Origin of the sequence: Pseudalkalibacillus decolorationis (assembly GCF_024609785.1) — a bacterium.
Classification (GTDB): Bacteria; Bacillota; Bacilli; order Bacillales; family Fictibacillaceae; genus Pseudalkalibacillus; species Pseudalkalibacillus decolorationis.
The window spans coordinates 39,632-61,823 of record NZ_JANHJQ010000016.1; the positions used below are offsets into that span (position 1 = coordinate 39,632).

The 22,192-nt window shown below is 38.6% G+C and carries 19 protein-coding genes and 1 riboswitch; of the genes, 15 read left to right on the plus strand and 4 right to left on the minus strand.

Annotated elements, in window-relative coordinates; translation table 11 throughout:
• Positions 1–72 precede the first annotated feature (72 nt).
• From NON16_RS15670 to dapA, 10 genes are all read left to right on the plus strand, one after another.
• Positions 73–543 (plus strand): hypothetical protein, encoded by a 471-nt coding sequence (locus NON16_RS15670; RefSeq protein ID WP_257350345.1) that lies wholly within the window; start codon positions 73–75, stop codon positions 541–543.
• A gap of 912 nt (positions 544–1,455) precedes the next feature.
• The gene (locus NON16_RS15675; RefSeq protein ID WP_257350346.1) at positions 1,456–2,163 is read left to right on the plus strand and encodes a FadR/GntR family transcriptional regulator; all 708 of its coding nucleotides are present in this window, start codon (positions 1,456–1,458) and stop codon (positions 2,161–2,163) included.
• Between the two features lie 378 nt (positions 2,164–2,541).
• Entirely contained in the window at positions 2,542–3,468 is a 927-nt protein-coding gene (gene kdgD / locus NON16_RS15680; RefSeq protein WP_257350348.1) for a 5-dehydro-4-deoxyglucarate dehydratase, read from the plus strand.
• A 94-nt stretch (positions 3,469–3,562) separates the two neighbouring features.
• Entirely contained in the window at positions 3,563–5,026 is a 1,464-nt protein-coding gene (gene gucD / locus NON16_RS15685) for an alpha-ketoglutaric semialdehyde dehydrogenase GucD (RefSeq protein ID WP_257350349.1), read from the plus strand.
• A gap of 58 nt (positions 5,027–5,084) precedes the next feature.
• The gene (locus tag NON16_RS15690) at positions 5,085–6,098 is read left to right on the plus strand and encodes a mannonate dehydratase (RefSeq protein ID WP_257350350.1); all 1,014 of its coding nucleotides are present in this window, start codon (positions 5,085–5,087) and stop codon (positions 6,096–6,098) included.
• A 170-nt stretch (positions 6,099–6,268) separates the two neighbouring features.
• Entirely contained in the window at positions 6,269–7,291 is a 1,023-nt protein-coding gene (locus NON16_RS15695; protein WP_257350352.1) for a tripartite tricarboxylate transporter substrate binding protein, read from the plus strand.
• Positions 7,292–7,369: 78 nt separating this feature from the next.
• Positions 7,370–7,822, plus strand: a complete 453-nt coding sequence (locus NON16_RS15700) for a tripartite tricarboxylate transporter TctB family protein (protein ID WP_257350353.1) — start codon at positions 7,370–7,372, stop codon at positions 7,820–7,822.
• 13 nt (positions 7,823–7,835) lie between these two features.
• Positions 7,836–9,341 carry a tripartite tricarboxylate transporter permease gene (locus NON16_RS15705; protein WP_257350354.1) on the plus strand — a complete coding sequence of 502 codons (1,506 nt, stop codon included), beginning with the start codon at positions 7,836–7,838 and terminating at the stop codon, positions 9,339–9,341.
• Between the two features lie 333 nt (positions 9,342–9,674).
• Positions 9,675–10,679, plus strand: coding sequence for a DUF3231 family protein (locus tag NON16_RS15710; RefSeq protein WP_257350355.1), 1,005 nt, complete (start codon positions 9,675–9,677; stop codon positions 10,677–10,679).
• A gap of 94 nt (positions 10,680–10,773) precedes the next feature.
• Positions 10,774–10,952, plus strand: a riboswitch (Lysine riboswitch).
• A gap of 131 nt (positions 10,953–11,083) precedes the next feature.
• On the plus strand, positions 11,084–11,977 hold the full coding sequence (dapA, locus tag NON16_RS15715; RefSeq protein ID WP_257350356.1) for a 4-hydroxy-tetrahydrodipicolinate synthase: 894 nt from the start codon (positions 11,084–11,086) through the stop codon (positions 11,975–11,977).
• A 333-nt stretch (positions 11,978–12,310) separates the two neighbouring features.
• On the opposite strand, the gene NON16_RS15720 is transcribed toward dapA, so the two are convergent.
• Together NON16_RS15720 and NON16_RS15725 are read right to left on the minus strand one after the other, a co-directional pair.
• Positions 12,311–12,940, minus strand: coding sequence for a homoserine/threonine efflux transporter (locus NON16_RS15720; RefSeq protein WP_257350357.1), 630 nt, complete (start codon positions 12,938–12,940; stop codon positions 12,311–12,313).
• Between the two features lie 23 nt (positions 12,941–12,963).
• Entirely contained in the window at positions 12,964–13,437 is a 474-nt protein-coding gene (locus tag NON16_RS15725) for a YbaK/EbsC family protein (protein ID WP_257350358.1), read from the minus strand.
• 614 nt (positions 13,438–14,051) lie between these two features.
• On the opposite strand from NON16_RS15725, the gene NON16_RS15730 reads away from it, so the two are divergent.
• Complete coding sequence (locus NON16_RS15730; protein ID WP_257350359.1) at positions 14,052–15,422, plus strand: MATE family efflux transporter; 1,371 nt, start codon at positions 14,052–14,054, stop codon at positions 15,420–15,422.
• A gap of 167 nt (positions 15,423–15,589) precedes the next feature.
• Positions 15,590–16,141 (plus strand): GNAT family N-acetyltransferase, encoded by a 552-nt coding sequence (locus NON16_RS15735; RefSeq protein WP_257350360.1) that lies wholly within the window; start codon positions 15,590–15,592, stop codon positions 16,139–16,141.
• Between the two features lie 155 nt (positions 16,142–16,296).
• Here the strand turns inward: NON16_RS15735 and NON16_RS15740 are convergent, their stop codons facing one another.
• Both NON16_RS15740 and NON16_RS15745 read right to left on the minus strand, forming a co-directional pair.
• Complete coding sequence (locus tag NON16_RS15740; protein WP_257350361.1) at positions 16,297–16,758, minus strand: universal stress protein; 462 nt, start codon at positions 16,756–16,758, stop codon at positions 16,297–16,299.
• Positions 16,759–17,055: 297 nt separating this feature from the next.
• Entirely contained in the window at positions 17,056–18,171 is a 1,116-nt protein-coding gene (locus NON16_RS15745; protein ID WP_257350431.1) for an AbrB family transcriptional regulator, read from the minus strand.
• A 155-nt stretch (positions 18,172–18,326) separates the two neighbouring features.
• Here NON16_RS15745 and NON16_RS15750 point away from each other — a divergent pair, with 155 nt between their 5' ends.
• From NON16_RS15750 to NON16_RS15760, 3 genes are all read left to right on the plus strand, one after another.
• Positions 18,327–19,199: a LysR family transcriptional regulator gene (locus NON16_RS15750; protein ID WP_257350363.1), complete on the plus strand. Its 873-nt coding sequence runs from the start codon at positions 18,327–18,329 to the stop codon at positions 19,197–19,199.
• A 197-nt stretch (positions 19,200–19,396) separates the two neighbouring features.
• Positions 19,397–20,545, plus strand: a complete 1,149-nt coding sequence (locus tag NON16_RS15755; RefSeq protein ID WP_257350364.1) for a M24 family metallopeptidase — start codon at positions 19,397–19,399, stop codon at positions 20,543–20,545.
• A gap of 27 nt (positions 20,546–20,572) precedes the next feature.
• On the plus strand, positions 20,573–22,093 hold the full coding sequence (locus NON16_RS15760; protein WP_257350366.1) for a BCCT family transporter: 1,521 nt from the start codon (positions 20,573–20,575) through the stop codon (positions 22,091–22,093).
• Positions 22,094–22,192: the final 99 nt, after the last annotated feature.

Sequence of the window (22,192 nt, forward strand, 5' to 3'; positions counted from 1 at the left end):
TTCTTTTGACGCACGAAAAAAGAGCAATAGCTAAAGGGAATTTGATAAAACTTCATCATTTGGACTGGTCATATGAATCGAAATAATAAGTATGAAAAACTCTTTTGGAGTATTGCATTACCGGGATTTGGTCAAATTTTGAACGGTCAGTTTCTTAAGGGGTTCCTTTTCATTGTATTGGAATTTCTGATTAACGTTCAATCCAACTTTAACAAAGTGATTTTTTTAAGTTTTCATGGGGAAATTGAAAAAGCAATCCAACACGCGAATTATCAATGGCTAATGTTTTACCCCTGTTTATACTTTTTTTCGATGTGGGATGCTTTCAAAGATGCGGGTGGGGGTCAATCGCCATTTTCATTTTTGCCGTTTGTTTTTTCCGCCTATTTTGTAACAGTTGGTCTCATTGTTTCGCCTACCTTTAAGATGATGGGAGCATTACTCGGTCCTGTATGGTTACCTATGCTTTTTGTGATTCCCGGAGTTGCCGTGGGACTTATTATCAAGGCAATCATAATGAAGGCGGGTCAATCCATCCATTAGAAATTCAAGGAATTTCGCCAACATTTTGACGGTCTACCTAGGTTAAGGAACTATCCTCCATAAAAGGGCCCAATTGTTGAATAACACTGACAGAGAATGATCAAACTTTTTTACAAAAATCATCCCTCACGAAATATCTTAAGGGCCTGTTATGATCAATCTTTTTTAAAAATGGGCTCTTGTATTTGTGTTAAATCAGGTTTTATAAGACCAACAGGCTGATAATTGATTATCCCATATTTCGCTTTGTCATTTATACCTTCAAAAAGTGCATAGTGGTAAATAAAGGGGCTGTCCAAATTAGAAGGATAAAATTGTAACACTATAAACACTCTGGAATAAAGTTGATTCTATGCCAAGATTTTCATAGAGATTTTTCAAATAAAAGGAGTTATTACGGAATCACTTATATATCAGGATGATTACTCCATGATCGTTCTTGGCGCGATTCACAAACAGTGGATTACGTCTTTCTTTATGATTAGTTGGAGGAATATTTTACATAAGAAGTTGTGTAGGTGGAGTAGTTCTACTTAATGGATCGTTTACTTGAAATTGAATTTCTGAAATCTTAAGTGAAAGGTTAAATGGAAGGATAAAGAAACAGCTTGGGATTGGATTGATATTCGTAGTTGTTGTGTCGAATGCGATCCCATACTGGGTTGTATCGAAATGATGATTAAAAAGAACATAGAAATATACCGAAGAAAAGCTCTGATTCAATGGAATCAGAGCTTTTACTTTACCAATAATTAAATATCAATAAATGTTGCCGAGAGATAGGTTAAAACTATTTTGAGGTATTTTTTATATTCATAATAAAATTAATTTTCCGAATATTTATTGACTTATAATTCTATTTGTCTTACAATTAAACAAATTTAACTTATGACAAATTTAAAGGTGAGAATTATGAATCTGGATCAAAAAGACGTAAATATAAAATCGGTGAAGAGGAAAACGCTTTCGAAGCAAGTTGTCGACCAAATCATTCAGTTACTGGAGAATGGGCACTTTAAAGCAGGGGATAGATTGCCGACAGAACTAGTTTTGATGGAAAAACTTCATGTGAGCCGGCCAGTTTTACGAGAAGCTCTAAGTTCTCTTGAAACGCTTGGGATCATTCATCGCAAAACCCGCGAAGGGACATTCTTTTCTGAAAAAATCGGAAGTGAACCATTCTCATTAATGCTGGCACTTTCTACAGGGGATATTCCGTCCATCATGGAAGCAAGAATTTCCATTGAACTCGGCTTGATCACGTTAGCAGCAAAGAAAATAACGGACAAGCAATTAGAAGAATTAAGAAAGACCATCAAAAAAATGGGTGAAAATCCAGATGATTATTCGGAGTTTGATAAAGAATTTCATAGGATCATCGGTTATAGTGCAAACAATGTAATCGTAGAGAGCCTGGTTGATCCACTATTGAACATGGTTGACCAAATGTTGCGTCAAGTTTCACATGAACATAAAGATCATGAGGAAACGATGGAGCAGCACATTGCCATATACAATGCACTTAAAAAACACGATGTAATGGAAGCGCATACAAAAATGTATAACCATCTCGAGTACGGCCGGAAAAAAATCATGACGATCATTAATGAGGATTCTTAAAATTAAATCATATAAATGCGTGTTCAAAAAGGAGGACAAAAAGAGCCAAGAAGTTCGAGGCGTGAAAATCTCGAGGACCAGAACGACGAGCGGTACTAGCATAAACACTACGAGTTGTACCGAGGAAGCTTACATCCAAGAATACGCTTGTAGACACAGGTACATATGGAACTTCGACTAACGACTTCACGTCCTGTGAAAACGTCGAAGTCAGCACGTCCGTGTGCAAGTCCGCGGAGATCGAACACAAGAATAACCTACGGAAGCGGTACCTCGCACGCAGGAAAAGTGTTCTCCTTTTTCAAGGAACGAAGAAATTCGACAGCTATTTTTACCGGACTTATTTGAACAACCTCTAAAAGGAAAGGTGAGAAAAAAATGGACATGAAAAGAAAAGCGCCAGTAGGAATTTTAGGATTTCCAGTCGCTCCCTTTAACAGCAAAGGGGATATTGATGAAAAGGCTTTGAGTCAGAACATTGAGAACCTCGTTGATGAAGGTCTCTCAGCGATCTTTACCGCATGTGGTTCAGGAGAGTTTCAGTCACTTAACATGGCAGAGTATAAGACGATGGTTGAGGTAGCAGTTTCATCTGTAAACAAGAGGATTCCGGTTTACACCGGAGTTGGAGGTAATATTTCGACTGCTGTAGAATTAGCCCAGCTTTCCCAAGACCTTGGAGCGGACGGATATTTGATTTTACCGCCTTATCTGATTCATGGTGAACAAGAGGGACTATTCAGTTATTTTAAATCTATTATTGAAAGTACAGACCTGAATGCAATTGTTTATCAACGGGATAATGCGATTTTGTCACTTGATACGTTGGGACGTCTTGTAGAGTTTCCACAGGTTGTCGGCTTTAAGGACGGTGTCGGTAACATGGACTTAAATATGGAATTAACGCAATTTATCGGTAACCGTCTTGAATGGTTGAACGGAATGCCGCTTGCGGAAGTAACGATGCCTAGTTACATACCTCTTGGATTTACTTCTTATTCTTCTGCAATTTCGAATTATATACCCCACATCTCAAGAATGTTTCACAAAGCCCTTTTAGAAAATGATCATGAAACCGCTGATGATTTATTACAAAACATTATTCTGCCGATTAATACGATCCGTAAAAAGAAAAAAGGTTATGCTGTCTCACTAATTAAAGCCGGTATGGAGATTGTCGGGTATCCTGTAGGCAATACGGTTCGACCACCGGTTGTTCCTGTTGAAAAAGAACACTATCAACAGCTGGAGAAAATCGTCAAAGTCGCGATGGAACGATATCCGAAAAATACAGCAATCAAATGACTTGTGTTGTAGGGTGTTACTCAATTGAATGATGGCTGTATCCATATCGGATCAGTCATTAAAATATATTCACAAATTGAATTGGGGGAAGACAATGAGTGTAGAAATCGAGCAAAAGAAGTATCGGAATTTCATAAACGGTGAGTGGGTTCCATCGAATACAGGTGAAGTTTTGGAGAGTCGAAATCCAGCAGATGCAGACGAGGTTGTCGGATACGTTCAAAAATCATCAAAAAAAGACCTCGATGACTCCGTAAAGGCTGCAAAAGGGGCTCTGCGATCTTGGAAAAAACGATCATCAGTAGAACGCGGTCAATACCTTTACAAAGTTGCAGATATCTTAGAAAGTCGCCTTGATGAGGTTGCTGAAACGATGACGAGGGAGATGGGTAAAACACTTCCGGAAGCAATGGGAGAGACAGCACGGGGTGTTGCCATTCTCCGGTATTACGCCGGTGAAGGCATGCATAAAATCGGTGATGTAATTCCTTCTACTGACAATCGTGCATTGTTGTATACAACACGGGCATCACTGGGTGTGGTTGGTGTCATTACGCCATGGAACTTCCCAGTTGCAATTCCAATTTGGAAAATGGCTCCTGCTTTGGTTTACGGTAATACAGTTGTGTTGAAACCAGCGAGTGAAACGGCGGTAACAGCAGCAAAAGTCCTACAATGCTTTCAGGAAGCAGGATTTCCGTCAGGGGCTGTCAACATGGTTACAGGACCAGGTTCAGTGATTGGACAAGCAATTATTGACAACAAGGATATCAACGGGATTACATTCACAGGGTCAAACGAGACTGGAAAAAGGATTGGTCAAGGTGCTTTGGCACGCGGAGCCAAGTATCAGCTGGAAATGGGAGGTAAAAACCCAGTGATTGTATTAGAGGATGCTGATATTGATTTGGCAGTTGAAGCCACCATCAGCGGGGGATTCCGCTCAACGGGGCAAAAGTGTACGGCGACAAGCCGAGTGATTGTCCATCGCAGTATATACGACCAATTCAAAGAAAAGCTCTTATACCGAATCGATGAAATTACCATTGGGGACGGAATGAATGAGGGAATTTGGATGGGTCCTTGTGCGAGTGAGAGCCAATTGAATACGATATTATCTTACATTCAAAAAGGTAAAGAAGAAGGAGCAACATTGATTAAGGGAGGTAAGCAATTAACGGATGGTCCATTTGAAAAGGGCTATTTTGTGGAACCCACTGTTTTTGAACATGTAAAACCAGAAATGACAATTGCTCAAGAAGAGATTTTTGGACCTGTTTTAGCCCTAATGAAAGTGGACAGCATTGAAGAGGCGTTAACGATTGCAAACGATGTGGAGTATGGCCTTAGTGCATCCATATTTACAACAAACATACAACATATGCTTTCATTTGTAGATGATATGGAAGCGGGGTTGATTCGGGTTAATGCGGAGAGTGCTGGTGTTGAACTTCAGGCGCCATTTGGCGGAATGAAACAATCAAGTTCCCATTCTAGGGAACAAGGCCAAGCAGCTATTGAATTTTTCACCTCTATAAAAACAGTCTTTATAAAGTGATAAGAAATTACGAACTCTATCATTCTTTTAGACAATTAAATGAAAACAGGTGATGCTCATGATGAAAGTATCGATTACGGCAAACACATTCGAATTAACAGACGGTGATTTAAAACAAATGAGTCAGTTAGGTGTTGACTGTATCGACTTTGGGAACGGCGCTTCATTTCCAGGCGTTAAGGAAGAAGGTTACCCTGATCTCGATGAATTGTTAAAGCAAAAACGGCGAATTCGTTCATGGGGAATGGATATAAACCGCGTAACACTTCCAGATATAACAGATTCATTTATGCAGGGTGAACCAGGGAGCGAACAGCAGGTTGAAAACAGTGTGAATGCTATAAAGGTGTTTGGAGAAGCAGGAATCAAGATTGTGAGACAACGATTTGCAGGAGATGTAATCCACGGTCTAACCACTACTTATCAAGCAGTACAGAGAGGTGGAGCTATATCAAGAGGTGAAAGCCTGGGATTTACTAAGGTGAAGCCTGAAACGCCAACACTTGGAGAAGCACAGTTATGGCGTGATAAATTCCGTGAAGTCTATAAAAGAACTGTTCCGGTTGCTGAGGATTATGGTGTCAAAATTGCGATGCATCCATCGGACACACCTAACCATGACACTCCTTTTGGAGGATTAGGACTCCACCGTATCATTGATGAATTCCCAAATAAAAATGTTGGTTATATTTATTGCGTTGGGACAAGAGCTGAAGAAGGCGGCAGTTCGCTCGTATTGGATGAAATCAATCACTATGGGCGCAAAGGTAGGTTATTCTTGATTCATTTCAGAAATGTAAGGGGAAGTTTACCGACGGCTGGAGGTTTCGAGGAAGCTTTGCTGGATGATGGAGACATGAACATGTTTAAGATCATTTTGGAACTTCGAAAGGTCGGCTATGACGGATGTCTTAATCCAGATCATGTACCGCTTATGGAAGGTGATAATCCAGATATGAATAAGAACTGGGCAAACTCGAATATTGGCTGGAGTTACTCAAGTATCGGATTTGCCTATTCAATCGGCTACATTAAGGCTTTACTAGCAGCATTAGTAGAATTTGAGAGATAATTATCCATTAATAAAGAAATAGATTAATAGAAAAAGACATTTATGAAAGGTTGGAAACACTGAAACCTTTAGGGAGGTGAGATAGGCAGGTATATCGGAAAGCTTGCATCCCGATAAAGTTTATATGTTGGTACGCTTAATTAATAATAATTTAAGGAGGGTGTCTTAAGTTGAAAAAACTCTTTTCATTTGTCCTAGTCTTATTATTAGTAGCAGGAGCTCTTGCTGCATGTTCAAGCCAAGAATCAGCATCAAGTAAAAGTACTTCTGGGGAATCATCAGGAACTTCCGAAAATGATGATGGTAAATTCCCGAACAAGCCTATTAATGTCATCGTGGCATACGATGCAGGAGGGGGAACGGATACAACAGCGCGTACATTACAACCTTATCTCGAAAAAGAATTAGGGGTACCGGTGAATGTTATCAATAAACCAGGCGGCAGTGGCTGGGTTGGCTGGACCGAAATCGCCAATGCCGAACCTGATGGTTACACAATAGGATATCTTAATTCTCCAAATTTTGCAAGTGGATTGGTTAATCCGACAATGCAACGTGGTATTGATTTAGACAGCTTCACAATATTGGCAAATCATGTAGCAGACCCCGGGGCAATCGTCATCCGAGCAGATGAGGACCGTTTTACAAATTTCAAAGAATTAATAGATTATGCAAAGAAACATGAACTAACAACTACCGCAACTGGTGTAGCAGGGGATGACCACTTAGTTACATTGAAATTGAATCAGAAACTCGACACGAAATTTCGGGCTATTCAATTTGAAGGAACAGCTGAATCAAGATCTTCATTCTTAGGTGGACATGTTGATGTGTTAATAACTAGTGTAGGTGAAGCTTATTCAATGCACCAGAACAATCAACTTAAAGTAGTTGCTATAACTGCAAAGGAAAAGTCATCTTTTTTGTCTGATGTTCCTACTGTTAAAGAGGCTGGTTTTGATGAAATCATTTCCCAGTCGACAAGAGGGTTGGTAGCTCCTAAAGGATTACCTGAGGAAAAAGTGGAAATTCTGCAAGACGCGTTAGAAAAAGCGATCAATAATACTGAACATCAGAAAAAAATGAAAGAACTAGGTACCCAGGTTCTCTACGCTAATGGAGATGAATATTTGAAGTTATTACAACAGGATATAGAAGACGTAAAAGGATTAAAAGATTTACTAGGGTGGTAATTCTTAGATAACCGGGTTTCTTTAGCCCGGGTATCTTTTTAAAATAGGACTTTATTATTGGAAGGGAGTTGCTTTGGGGTGGGAAACTTTGGAGTGTGGATTGGAATTTTCATCCTATCGATTGCATGTTTTATATTTTGGTCATCTCAGCCTTTGCAATATTACGGAGAATATGGTCCTGGCCCAGGTCTGTTCCCAACCTGGCTTAGTGGTGTACTTGCACTGCTTTCAATATTGTACATTATTGATTGCTTAAGGAAAGAAAATAGAATTTCATTCTCAAATGTAATTCCTAAAGGAAAGGTACTATTTCGAGTATTAACAGTTGTTGCGTCCATTGTGGTTTTCATATTGATCGCTCCATGGACGGGTTATCTGATTGCCGGTATCATCGTTACGATTATCATGCTTCTTCCTGATTTCAAATGGTATTCTTCACTTGCAATTTCAACGATAGTAACATTCGCATTGTTTTTTATTTTTAAAACATTACTAGATATTCCGTTGCCGGTAAACGCATTCGGTTGGTAAAGGAGGGAGAAACGTGGACGCATTCAATTTATTGATGTCAGGATTCGAGATCGCGCTTACATGGGAAAATTTATTGTATTGTTTAATTGGGGTTTCAATAGGAATGATGGTCGGTATTTTACCAGGATTAGGTCCAAGTGCGGGTACAGCTCTTCTTATTCCGATGACCTTCGGAATGGACCCTATCTCAGCGATTGTCATGCTGTCCGGGATTTTTTATGGATCCATGTATGGCGGTACCATTACAACGGTTTTGGTCAATGTTCCGGGGGAGGCAGCTTCGGTTATAACAAGTTTAGATGGGTATCCGATGGCAAAACAAGGTCGTGCAGGTGTCGCGCTTGGAATATCTGCAATTGGCTCTTTCATTGGGGGAACGGTTGCGATCATCGGCGTTGCAGTAGTCGCTCCTCAACTAGTAAAGTTTGCATTGGCTTTCGGACCTCCTGAGTTTTTTGCCTTGATTGTATTTGGTATGACGATGGTTGTAGGTCTTGCCGGAAAATCAATCATTCGTGGTTCGATTGCGGTGGTGCTAGGTTTAGTGTTGGCGATGGTCGGCATGGCGCCAGGTTCTGGAGTTGTTAGGTTTTCATTCGGGATCCCACATCTTATCGACGGTTTGAATTTTGTTACGATCGCGATGGGCTTGTTTGGCCTCTCAGAAATATTGTTAGGTATTGAGCAACAAATGAAAAAACCTGAAAAGCCTCCAGTTGTGAAAGGGCTTTTTCCTTCCCGTAAAGAGTTGAGACCATCACTCATGTCGATTGGAAGGGGTACGGGGTTAGGTTTTTTCATGGGGCTCATACCAGGAACAAGTTCTGTCGTTCCAGCACTTATGTCTTACTCGATAGAAAAACGAATTTCCAAGGATCCTAAACGATTTGGAAATGGTGCAATTGAGGGAGTTGCCGGACCTGAGACAGCCAATAACTCTTTTTGCGGCGGTGCTTTGATTCCTCTATTTTTACTAGGAATTCCTAGCTCAGCAACAATGGCCGTATTGTTAGGAGCCTTCATCTTACATGGCCTTCAACCTGGACCGACATTGTTTGTACGTCATCCCGATTTTGTATGGGCAGTCATCGCAAGTATGTTCATCGGAAACTTGCTTTTATTATTCATGAATTTACCGATGGCCAAAATGTGGGCAAAAGTTGCAAGTGTTCCATTTAAACTATTATTTCCGATTATTATTGCCATCTCTATTGTCGGAACATATTCCATTAGTAACAGTCTTTGGGATGTAGGAGGGCTGCTCGTATTTGGTTTATTGGGCTATTTTTTGAAAAAGGCGGATATTCCCGTTGCACCAGTAGCTTTAATGTTTATTTTAGGTGACCTGATGGAAAAGTCGCTGCTCCAGTCATTAGCTTTATACAAAGGAGACTTCTTCGCAATATTTACCCGACCATTATCCGGAACATTATTGGCACTGTCAGTGTTGGTGATTACTCTAAGTATTGTTGCCGGATTTAAAAGTAAAAAAGATAACTTAGTAGATGTCGAAGCGTAAACTGTTACTGGTTGCATATTGTTATTTTCAGAATATAGAGTAGCAAAAATAAATCCCTATGATAGATAAAGTAAGTTTTTTCTTTAAACTATCATAGGGTTGTCTATAATAAATATCCGGATGATGATTGTTAGTATCTTTTTATATTGCGTTGCCAAAGATTGAGGCCAGTAATCAAATAATTTCAATTTGGAAACCTTCTTATTACCGTTTATTATTTGTAAACAGGAGGAAACCATACAATTTATCATAAAAGCCCTAAAGTCATTTATTTATTTTTTCACCCATTTCATCATATCTATTTCGTAATTGGTAAATAATATCCAATAGGTGATGATAATGGATAAATTAAAACTCACATCTTCCGAAATAGGAACACTGTGGGGAGAGTATGTAAACGGAACAATGACAGATGTAGTAATAAGATATATGTTCTCTATTATTGAAGATGAATCGATAAAAAATATTTTTGAGGACGCTATCAAAACATTCGAAAAACAAAAGAAACAAATCGTAACCTTTATGGAGAACGAGGGATTTCCCGTTCCAATTGGATTTACTGAATCTGACCTCAATAAAGGTGCAGAAAGATTATTCACTGATATTTTTTGCTTAACTTATTTACATATCATGACTTTGCATAGTATGCTCGGACATACCACTGCATTAGGTGTTTCTGTTAGAAAAGACTTAAGGGATTTTTACGATTCATGCGATAATGATGGGAAAAAAATGTATCATCAAACTATTGAATTGTTGCTTGAGAAAGGGAATTTTCAAAGAGATCCTTTATTTTACCCTGCCGTGAACCCTGAAATTATTTCTAGCCAAGATTTTACAGATGGTTTGTTTGGAAAAGGAAGACGTTTATCTGCACCAGAAATTATAAGTATTTCTTTCAACCTTAAAAAAAGTATTATGGCTAAAACTCTTTCTATCGGATTTAGTCAAGTCACTCAAACAAAAGAAGTAAGAAAGTTTTTAGAGCATTCCGAGAAAACGGCGGATGAACAAATACAATCCCTTTCAGATATCATGCATTCGGATAATTTACCAATTCCTAAATCATGGGAAACGGAAGTGACAACTTCAACGGACTCTCCCTTTTCCGATAAGTTAATGTTGTATCATATTGGTTTCCTGTTTCAAGCTGCACAATCATATCACGGGGCAGGTTTAGCTTCAGCCATGCGAACAGACCTTGTAAAGACTTATGAAAGCGCTATTCTAAAAAATCTAATGGTAACAAAAAAGTGGTTTAATCTTATGGTACAAAATAAATGGTTAGAACAACCACCACTTGCTCCTAATAGAAAAGAAATTGCAAAAGAAAAGTAATTAAAAAAACATCCTCTATTTTAATCTTGCAACAGAAAGAATCTTCTGTTATATTACAATCAATTAAATATTTTCTTACTTCAATATCTTTTGAAGTGAGGATAGAGGAGCAAAGACCATTAGTACACATTGTGAGGATAATGAGATCCATTGACCATTGTGGAAAGGGGAATTTGCCGAAGCGGAAAGAATCTCATGTTCTTGAAGCTGGTTCTGCTATTGAATAAATACAGGACTGTCATATAGGAAACTATATGGAGGGCTATCTTACGCACGGGAACGATTTTTGATAAATATTGTTTCTACTGCAACAACGAACCCTCGTTGTTGCTTTTTTGCGTTACATTTGAATGGCCTTAACCCCCTCTATTTTTTTAAAAAAATTATGTAAAGGGTGTGAAGTTATGAATTTCGGCCAAGTTTTAACAGCAATGGTTACCCCATTTGATCATAATGGTGAGGTTGATTTTAATGCTACGAGAACTTTAGTAAATTATTTAATTACTAATGGATCTGATGGATTAGTTGTAGCTGGAACAACAGGGGAGTCTCCTACATTAACAACAGAAGAAAAAGTAGATTTGTTTAAATATGTTGTAGACGTTGTTGATGGAAGAGTTCCAATCATAGCTGGAACTGGCTCAAATAACACGAAAGCTTCTATCAGCTTAACAAGGCAAGCAGAAGAAGCAGGAGTCGATGGAATTATGCTCGTTACTCCATACTATAACAAACCGTCTCAAGAAGGATTATTTCAACACTTTAAAGCTATTGCCCAATCAACGCCATTACCGGTAATGCTTTATAATATCCCAGGACGAAGTGTTGTAAACATGTCAGTAGAGACGATTGTTAGTCTCTCAAAGATTAACAATATTGTGGCAGTAAAAGAAGCAAGTGGCGACTTAGATGCCATGGCACAAATCATTAGCAAAACACCTAGTGATTTTACGTTGTACAGCGGCGATGATGGGTTAACATTACCGGTTTTGGCTATCGGTGGAGCGGGTATTGTTTCGGTTTCCTCACATATCATTGGTAATGAAATGCAAGAAATGATCAATAGCTTTAAAAATGGTAATGTCAATGATGCTGCTTCTACACATCGTAAACTTCTCCCAATTATGAAAGCATTATTTGCTGCTCCAAACCCATCACCAGTAAAATCAGCATTAAATATGAAAGGTTTAAATGTAGGAGATGTCCGCTTACCATTGATCCCTTTAAACAATGAAGAGAAAAGAATACTACAAAGAGCTTTACAACCTAGTAACATAGAATCTGTGCTTGTTAAATAACTAGTAAAAAGACCACATTAATAGAGAGAAATAAGTTTCCTCTATTAATGTGGTTTTTCTTTCACGTTAAGAAAGTATAAAAATACTTTCTATAGTATAAGCGCAACTAAGGCTCAGCCAGCGCCAAAGGCTTGGCTTGGCCAAGTTTTCTTTACCTGCTGGTTCTCATTAATATTATCCCTCAGCCAAATACTACGATCAGCTTAGAGAAGCACTTCAATTATTATTGCAAAAAATAGTATCAAATAATTGTGCAATTAACAGACAAATAACCGGAAAATAACATTATACGAGGAATATTTCATAAGTAATTAGGTGTGTTAGTAAATGAATTTAAATTCCTGTTTTTATGCCAAAACTTATTAAAATTAAGCCAGCTGATTTTTGGAATGCCTTCTGGAATTTTGAGTTGTTCAACCATTTTTTTACGTAATCAATTAGATAAACAAGAAATAGAAACCACAATACAGCGAGTAAGGTTAAGATGAAGGCTAATACAATCAATTGCTGGCTTACATTTCCGTTCAAATTGATAAATTGTGGCATGATTGTTATATAAACTAAAACAGTCTTTGGATTAAGAATATTATTAAGTAACGCTTGCATAAAGGAATCTTTATTATGCCGATTTGAATACTTCGTAGGTGTATTTGCTTGAGCTTGAATTTCTTTTAAAGAAAAAACGCTTTTAGTAAAAAAACTTTTTATCCCTAAATAAATTAAGTAGGCGGCTCCCAAATATTTGATGGTGCTGAAAAGAATGACGGACTTTGCAATGACAACAGATAAGCCAAGGATCGCAATCAATGTCCAAAACGAAAGTCCCATTGCCATTCCTAGAACCGTATAACGGCCGGCGTTTGGACCATAGCTAAGCGTGTTTTTTACAAGTAGCATAGTATCTGCTCCAGGTATGATAACCATCATTGCAACTATTGAGATGTATGTTAGTAAGTTATCCATGTATTTCACAGCTCTTTTCTATTTTAGTCCGTCCATTGTTTACAGACATCAATCCATTTTAAATAGTGTGAATGTTTTTCCAGTTCGTCTATCGTTAATTCAATTGCGCTATTTCCACTACCGCAGGCAGGAAAAACCGTTCTAAAGGGATTCAGTGATTCATCCAGGTAAACCTCTATGCCTTCATTCACGGCAAATGGGCATACACCGCCTACAACATGGCCAACATAAGTTTCTACTTCGCTTACACCAAGCATTTTTGCCTTTGCCCCGAACTGCTCTTTGTATTTCTTGTTATCAATTTTAGCGTCCCCTGCTACAACAATCAGTAAAATCCTACCTTCTAAATTAAATGAAAGTGTCTTTGCTATTCTTTGGGGTTCACAATGTAATGCTTGTGCTGCCAGTTCTACCGTTGCACTAGATTCAGATACCTCTATAATTCTATCTTCCATATAAAATTGTTTAAAATACGATTTTACTTTTTCAAGCGACATGTTTTTCTCCTTTCCTTCTTATGAGCTTTGTGATTTATCCTGTATTTTTAATATGTACTGATTGTAACATCGGAATCGTATGGTTCAACCTGGCGATAAAATTGCAGTGGATAGCTATACTTATCCAAATTTTATTGAACTAGCAAATATGCTGAATATACAACTAATCCCTATTGGAGGAGATGTATTAGGAATGATGCCGGATCAGTTGGATTTTGTATGTAGAAAAACTAATTTACAAGGTAAAAAGAGATTGCGAAAGAACGTAATCTCATCTACCAGAACTATTTTAAAGTTGATAATCCAATGAAAGTCCTCTCAGTTTTTTTCGCACGTTAAGAAAGTATAAAAATACTTTCTATAGTATAAGCGCAACTAAGGCGATCGCCTGCGCTAAGGCTTGGCGCTAGCCAAGTTTTCTTTATTGGCTTCCACTTGCGCATAAGTATCATCCGCAGCAGTTTGAGCAGGAGGTTTTTGCTCAGGGTATTCGTGTTTATCATTACTCCTTTTTACATACTTCCAATGTTACGAGCCAATTCTGAGCATGTTATGTGAAGATCGAATATAATTAAGTCTACTAGTTTAACATTTTTTATCAAGGAGTATTGGCTATGAACCAAACTTATACATTGACAGAAAAAATAAGACAAATATTTATCATGTTGATTCCGATCTTGATCACACAGCTCGGAATGTTTTCGATGGTGTTTTTCAATACCATCATGTCAGGGAAGTACGATGCAACCAACCTAGCGGGAGTCGCGATCGGCTCCTCTATTTGGAATCCGATTTTCACAGGGTTAAGTGGAATCCTTCTTGCTGTATCTCCGATTGCAGCCCAGTATTTCGGAGAAAAGAGGAATAAGGAAGTTTCCTCTGTTGTAACTAATGGAATTTATTTGGCGTGTGCGATCGGTTTTTTGGTGATCATACTGGGATTCTTTCTGTTGGATCCAATATTGAACAAGATGAATTTGTCATCGAGTGTACAGGAAACAGCTCATGATTATTTGATTGGGCTGAGTTATGGAATCATTCCTTTGTTCATTTTCAATGTATTCCGATCTTTTATCTATGCATTAGGTAAGACCCGTGTCGTGATGGTCATTCTTATCTTGGCATTGCCGATCAATTTCTTTCTGAATTATGTGCTCATCTTCGGGAAATGGTGGTTTCCAGAGCTCGGAGGATCAGGGGGAGGCTATGCGACTGCTTTCACATTTTGGTTCATATTAGGGATGACAGCGTTCATTATTAAAACACAAGAAATTTTTTCTTCGTATGTTTCTTTCACCAATTTTAAAGAGTTTTCATTGGATAAATGTATCGAGATTATAAAAATTGGTGTGCCGATGGGACTTTCTATTTTCTTTGAGACGAGCATGTTTGCTGTTGTGACAATATTGATCAGTAAATTTAATATTGCAACGATTGCAGCGTATCAATCAGCCATGAATATCGTATCATTTCTATACATGATACCAATTAGTATTTCTATGGCACAGACTGTTTTGGTCGGGTATGAAGTAGGAGCACAACGGTATAAAGATGCGAAAATATATAGCTGGCTTGGGATTTATTTATCAATGTTAAGTGCTCTTGGTACAGGCTTGTTCGTTGTGCTGTTCCGTTATGAGATCGCTGGCTTATATTCAAATGAAACTGCTGTCATTCAATTAACTGCCCAATTTTTGATTTACGCATTGTTCTTCCAGCTATCGGATTCTATACAGGTAACCGCACAAGGAGCTTTAAGGGGATATAAGGATGTGAATATCGCATTCGTTATGACCTTAATTGCATATTGGGTTATTTGCCTACCAGTTGGCTATTTCTTGGCCCATCATACGACCCTTGGAGCCATTGGTTATTGGATCGGGTTAACGGTTGGATTACTTGCAGCAGGAATATGTTTATCGATAAGACTGATTTATATTCAAAAGCGGAAATATAAAAGTGTGAAGATTGAAGCGGTAGTATAATACATGTTGGTAATCGTATGAAGAAACCCACTATGAATATCAATTTTATGGTATAGTTAAAGCAGATTTTATAAGAAAGGGTGTGACGCTTATGGTACGTTTAAATAATTCTGTCGCTCGTTGCTATAAGGCTCATGAACAACAATTGGAAGGATGGGGTTACACTCTTGATTACAGGAAAAAAGGTCGAACTGCGACCGGTATCGTTGGAAGACTTTAAAAGAACATACCAATGGCGAAACGATGAAGAAACTGCGAAATTAGAAGCTGGCACTGGTTTATTTCACCATAGTCACGTTCCCCTGGAACAGATTGAAGACACGTATGAAAAGGCAATTAAAAAGCTGGATAAACGTGATGCTGGAGAATTTTCCATTTATACACAAGAAGAAAATCCGAAACATATTGGTTTAATTTGTTATCGCGAACTGAACATCGTTGCACGGCGTTGTACTCTAGGCATAGGAATTGGAGATAAAGAGTATTGGGGCAACGGTTTTGGGTCGGATGCGATGAAGGCATTGATCAACTACCTGTTTCAAACGATGAATCTAAATCGGGTGCAGCTCGATACGTGGAGTGGAAACGTGCGTGCGATTCGATCTTATGAAAAATGCGGTTTTGTTGTCGAAGGGAGATTGCGTAACCACGCTTATATAGACGGAAAATATTATGACACCATTGTGATGGGGTTATTAAAAGAAGAATTTCAATATTAAAATTTTGGGCACCTGAGTAAAAGAGGTGCCCATTCTTACACGTTAAGAAAGTATAAAAATACTTTCTATAGTATAAGCGCAACTAAGGCGATCGCCTGCGCTAAAGCTTGGCGCTAGCCAAGTTTTCTTTATTTCCTTTATGTGAACTACTAATCTCATTTAACTACTAAAACCGAGCAGCTTGCCTGCTTCGTCACCTTTTGGCTCACACTTCCTTGTACCAGCTTTTTTAAGCCGCTGAGACCTCTGTTTCCGATTATAATTAAATCCATCTCGTGTTCCTCAGCATAGTCACAAATTCGTTTAGCGGGCTCCCCTTCTAATACAATAATGTTCGCGTGCATGTTTTCTTTGATCAAAGCAGTTTTAGCCTCATTAATTGTTTGTTCGCCCTTTTCAACTAGTTCCACTTGTTTATTTTCCTGTACTTCATTTCGTTGTACTACCGGCGGTATCGCTCCGGGCGCTACATAAGCAGGTTCAGGCTCAGCGTTCACCACATTGACAATAGTAAACTCTCTAAACTGATCATCCTTCATGTAATCCATACCTTGTTTTAAGGCGTCCATACTTCCTTTAGAACCATCAAAGGCGACAAGCACTTTTCTATAACCCATTCTGATCATCCCTTTCACTTTGTTTTTTACACGTTAAGAAAGTATAAAAATACTTTCTATAGTATAAGCGCAACTAAGGCGATCGCCAGCGCTAAGGCTTGGCGCTAGCCAAGTTTTCTTTAAAAGTGTCTGGTTTCTAGCTAGATTGAATGAATTAGTTATTAGAAGTTTTGGCCATGTGAATCAGTACTAGGATGTTCTACTGAAGTTACTGTTGTATTTAATATAATCATTACCCCTTATCTGACGACCTCAAACATTGATCCTATAAATACGTGTTTACGGAGATTCATAGTATCAAACAGATGCAGAAGATTGTTTAACCTTTTTGCGTTCATGATGATTGATATATTTGAAAAATGGTGGCAGAAGGATAAGGACAACGATGATTCTTAATACTTGAACAGCTACTACGAATGTGGAATCCGCATCTAAAAGAATCGATGTTGTGGCCATTTCAGCGATTCCACCAGGTGCAAAAGCTAAGGTGGCGGTAACAAATGATATTCCTGTCATTTTCGCTACGACAAAAGAACATCCTAGTACTGCTAAAATTAGAGCAATCGTGCAAATCAATGACATGTACACCGTTTTTCCTATCCCGATCAATAACGACTTATTGAAACTCGATCCAATGCTAGCAGCAATGAAGATCTGTGCTAGGATCATAAAAATAGATGGCCACCAGGAAGTGATCGTGTGTCCGACATAAGAAGAACTGATCGTTTGGACCAAAGCAACACCAAGCATGCTTCCAATGACCCATGGAGCAGGAAAGTTCAGTCGTTTTCCTAATAAGGCTCCACCCCATGCTGAAAGTGCCAAAACAAGCGTCCAAAGAAACGGCACTACCTCGAATTCAGAAATACCATTCTGCAAAGCAAGTGTACTTTCTGTTTCGGATCCGTCCGCACTTACGAGTAAAGAGGAAACAAGCAGAGGTATGCTCAGTATGACGAGGAAAACACGCATTGTTTGTATGATGCTGACCACTGCGGTATTGGCACCGACCTCTTCAGCAATTGCTGGCATTGCCGTCAATCCACCTGGAGCTGTACCATAAAAGCTCGTCAGAAGATCTGTCTTTGTATATTTCCAAATGAAATAGCCTGAGAGAACAGAGAAAATGATTGATAAGAAGAGCATAGAAAGGATCGCTATCGAATTGTCCATAAAAATTTGCAAAACGGACAAGTTGATTTGTTGGCCCAATTCTATTCCTAAAATACATTGGCCGATCCATAACCAAAATTTCGAGAGTCCTTTTTCATTTACAGTCATGGACCGCATAAACGTAGGTTTTTTATAAGAAAGTACTGTAGCAAGAAGCATTGTTCCAATCATCCAGCCAATTGACATTCCAGTTAAAGCAAACAAAAATCCTCCAATGCTGCTTACTAAAATAAACAACATATTGTTGAGGAACACAGGATGTTTTTTCTCCAAATTGAAAACCTTCTTCCATTATGGTGAAGTATATCCAAACTATAGTATACTTTTTGGTATAAATAAAATATTAATGTTATATGGATATCCATCAATTATAGTTATGGCTTGGAGGCGAAGATTTGGATACTCGGGATTGGATGATTTTACAGATACTGCACACGGAACAAAACATAACGAAAGCGGCAAAAAGACTGTATATATCGCAGCCTGCATTAACCAACCGTTTACAGCAAATCGAAGAAGAATTTAATGTTAAAATCGTGAACAGGGGGAGACGTGGCATTCAATTTACGTCACAAGGGGAGTATTTGGCGAAGTGTGCAGATGAAATGTTGTTGTCCATTCAACAAGTGAAAGAAAATGTCCTCAACATGGAAGATGATGTATCGGGAACATTGAGATTAGGTGTATCCAATTACTTTTCACATTATAAGTTACCAGGACTACTAAAACGTTTTAAAGACAAATTTCCTGAAATTGAATACAAAGTTACATCAGGATGGAGCAGTGAGATCGCACCTTTATTACCGAAAAAAGAAATACATATTGGTTTTGTAAAGGGTGATTTCAATTGGGCAGATCGTAAACATTTGCTGTTTGAAGAGACGATCTGTATTGCCTCTAAAGAAAAAATAAGCCTGAATGAACTTCCCCAGATCCCTAAAATTGATTTCCGTACTGAATATTCATTAAAAAGTATCATCGATCATTGGTGGTCGGAAAATTATTCACAAGCACCCTTCGTCAGTATCGAAGTGGATAAGGTAGATACGTGTAAAGAAATGGTCCTGAACGGATTAGGATATGCGATCATCCCGAGTATGATTTTGAAAGATACAGAAGGAATAAACAAAATCAATCTCAAGACAAAAGATGGAGAACCACTACTCAGAAAAACATGGATGTTATACTACGAAGAATCATTGAATCTGAGTATGGTAAGAGAGTTTGTCAGTTTCATTGAAAGTATCGACTTAAATAATAACTTCTGAAAAGTAGGGTAAGCACTCACTTCACCTTACCGAACCTATTTGGCATGGGTGGGTATGTGCCTCTCTCGCATACCTAAATAATTAATTTAGAGAATTCTTAAAATATTTTGTGGAATTCTCTTTTTTATGTTAACATGTTCTTTAAATGAACATGTTCATATAATCTGAATATTACAATATATGAAAGGGGCCTAGAAATGACGGTAGAAGGGGAATCAATTGAAAAACGATTGAAAGCGCTTCGACAACGGATGGATGATAAAGGGATAGACGTTTCGTTGTTGTGGGATCCGGATAACGAGTATTATTTAAGTGGATTCAGGGCAATTTCTTACTCTCGTCCGATCGTATTAATCGTATATAAGGAGAAAACACAGTATATCATTCCAGCATTAGAAAATGACCATGCTCGTGAAAAGGCAAAAGTCGATGAGTTTTTTGTCTATCACGAAAAAATTCAAAACAGGCATATGGATACAACTTATTTGCAGCCGCTTCAGCGAATATTGAACGAATTGACTAAAGACAAGGTGTTCGGTCTAGAATTGGATATCGTACCTGCTTTTGTTTACCGGTTACTTCAGGAAAAAGGTTTTGAAATTAAAGACATAGGTCAGGATCTTATTGATTTACGTGCTATAAAAGATAAAGAGGAAATCTATTGGCTTGAACAGGCAGGTCGCCTCTCTGATATTGCACTTGAAGCATCATTTGCAAATGTAAAAGCAGGGATGAGTGAATTGGAATTTGACTCTTTTGGTGACAGCAAATTACTAGAAATGGCTTCAAAAGATTACCCGGATCATATCGTTGGTTATGAAAACTGGACTTGTTCAGGTATCGAGCGCAGTGTAATGCCGCATCTGTATTCCAGTACACGCAGGTTTAATGAAAATGATGTCATCATTCACAGTCGTCAAGTGTGGATCAACGGATACCGGGCTGAGAACGAACGTACTTTCTTTGTCGGTCAACCATCAGATGAACAAAGGAAATGCTTGCAGCTGGCGATTGATGCGCAACAGGCAGGCATGGATATGATCAAGCCAGGAGTCAAAGCGAAAGATGTGGATATTGCTTCATTCAAAGTATTTGAAGAAGAAGGATATGGAGAGTATGTGCAACACCGTATTGGTCACGGTTTAGGCTTGACAGAACACGAAGAACCTTATCTCCGTTTTGACAATGATCTTGTATTGGAAGAGGGCATGGTTTATACAATCGAACCCGGAATTTACGTACCTGGAGTCGGCGGTTTCCGTCATTCAGACACTGTCATTTTGACGAATGACGGATGTCGTAGCATTACCCAATACCCACGGAAATTAGACGATTTGATATTTTAATATACAACATTGGAGGTGCTTAAAACAATGAATCGTAAACTTGATAATTCTATTTTCTGGCCTTCCATTGTATTAGTGGTTCTCTTCACATTTTTGCTTGTCATTTTCAGGGAATCTGCAGCACCTGTTCTAGCAGGTATGATGTCCGGCATCAACAACAGTTTGGGATGGGCATTTGAATTTCTGACGATTGGTTTATTTATTATATTGCTTTGGCTGATGTTTGGTCGTTTTGGAAGAGTGAAACTAGGAAGTGCAGATGATCAACCGGAATTCTCACGATTTAGTTGGGGAGGGATGTTGTTCTGTGCAAGTATGGGTACAAGCATTATGTACTGGTCGATTGTGGAACCGCTTTATTATTACACAGGGCCTCCCTTTGGTATTAAGGCGAATTCTAAAGAAGCAGCAGACGTTGCATTAAGCTATGGGTTATTCCACTGGGGAATTTCAGCCTGGGCTCTCTACGCATTGCCAGCTGTAGTCATTGCCTACAGTTTCTTCGTCCGAAAGGATGCATCACTAAAAATCAGCACTTCCTGCAGAGGTGCATTAGGAAAGCATGCGGATGGACTACTTGGTAAAATCATCGACATCCTTGTAATTTGGAGTATGGTAGGCGGCTTGGGTACATCATTAGGGCTTGGAGTTCCAATGGTGTCCGCTGTCATTGGAGATATTTTCGGTATCGAACCGTCTATTGGATTAAGCATTATCATTATTATCATATGGACCGCCATTTTCAGCTCCAGTGCTTACCTGGGCTTATACAGCGGGATTAAAAAATTAAGTGACTGGAATGTTTACATGGCGTTGGGAATTGCAGTATTTGTCATTCTGGTGGGACCGACTCTGTTTATTCTGTCTTACTTCACAAACAGTATGGGCATTATGCTCGACAATTTCATGAGAATGAGTTTATATACAGACCCTATCTATAAGAGTGGATTCCCACAAACCTGGACGATTTTCTATTGGGCATGGTTTGCAGCAACTGCCCCATTTATCGGACTGTTTGTTGCCAGGATTTCTAAAGGACGTACCATTCGTGAACTTATAGCAAATGTTTTACTATGGGGATCTGTCGGTAGTTGGTTATATTTTGCAGTATTTGGGGGCTATACGTTGAATCTCGAATTAACGGGAGAGTTACCTCTGACAAAAATATTGAGTGAACAAGGCGGTCCAGCTGTCATTGTGGCAGTATTGAACTCATTACCATTAGCACCAGTCGTATTAATCTTCTTTCTTATTCTGGGCTTTATATTCCTGTCAACATCTCTCGACTCAGCCACCTATGTCATCGCAAGCATTGCAACAGCTGAATTAAGAAGTAATGAAGAGCCTGCACGCTGGCACCGATTATTATGGGGTGTAGTTCTTTCAGCAATGGCGATCGGTTTAACAATCGTTGGCGGATTAGAAGTCGTGCAAACTTCATCTGTACTCGTATCAGTTCCTATAATCGTTATCTACGTTTTATTATGTGTTTCATTGATTAAGTGGTTGAAGCATGACGAAAAGAACCTTGTATATGTTGAAAAATAAGCGATTGTTAATAGTGTGAATTTGCCCCATTTAGAAACAAGGTCTACAATTATAGGTAGCATTGAATGCTGTAAACGATTAGGTCAGGAAGTGAATAAC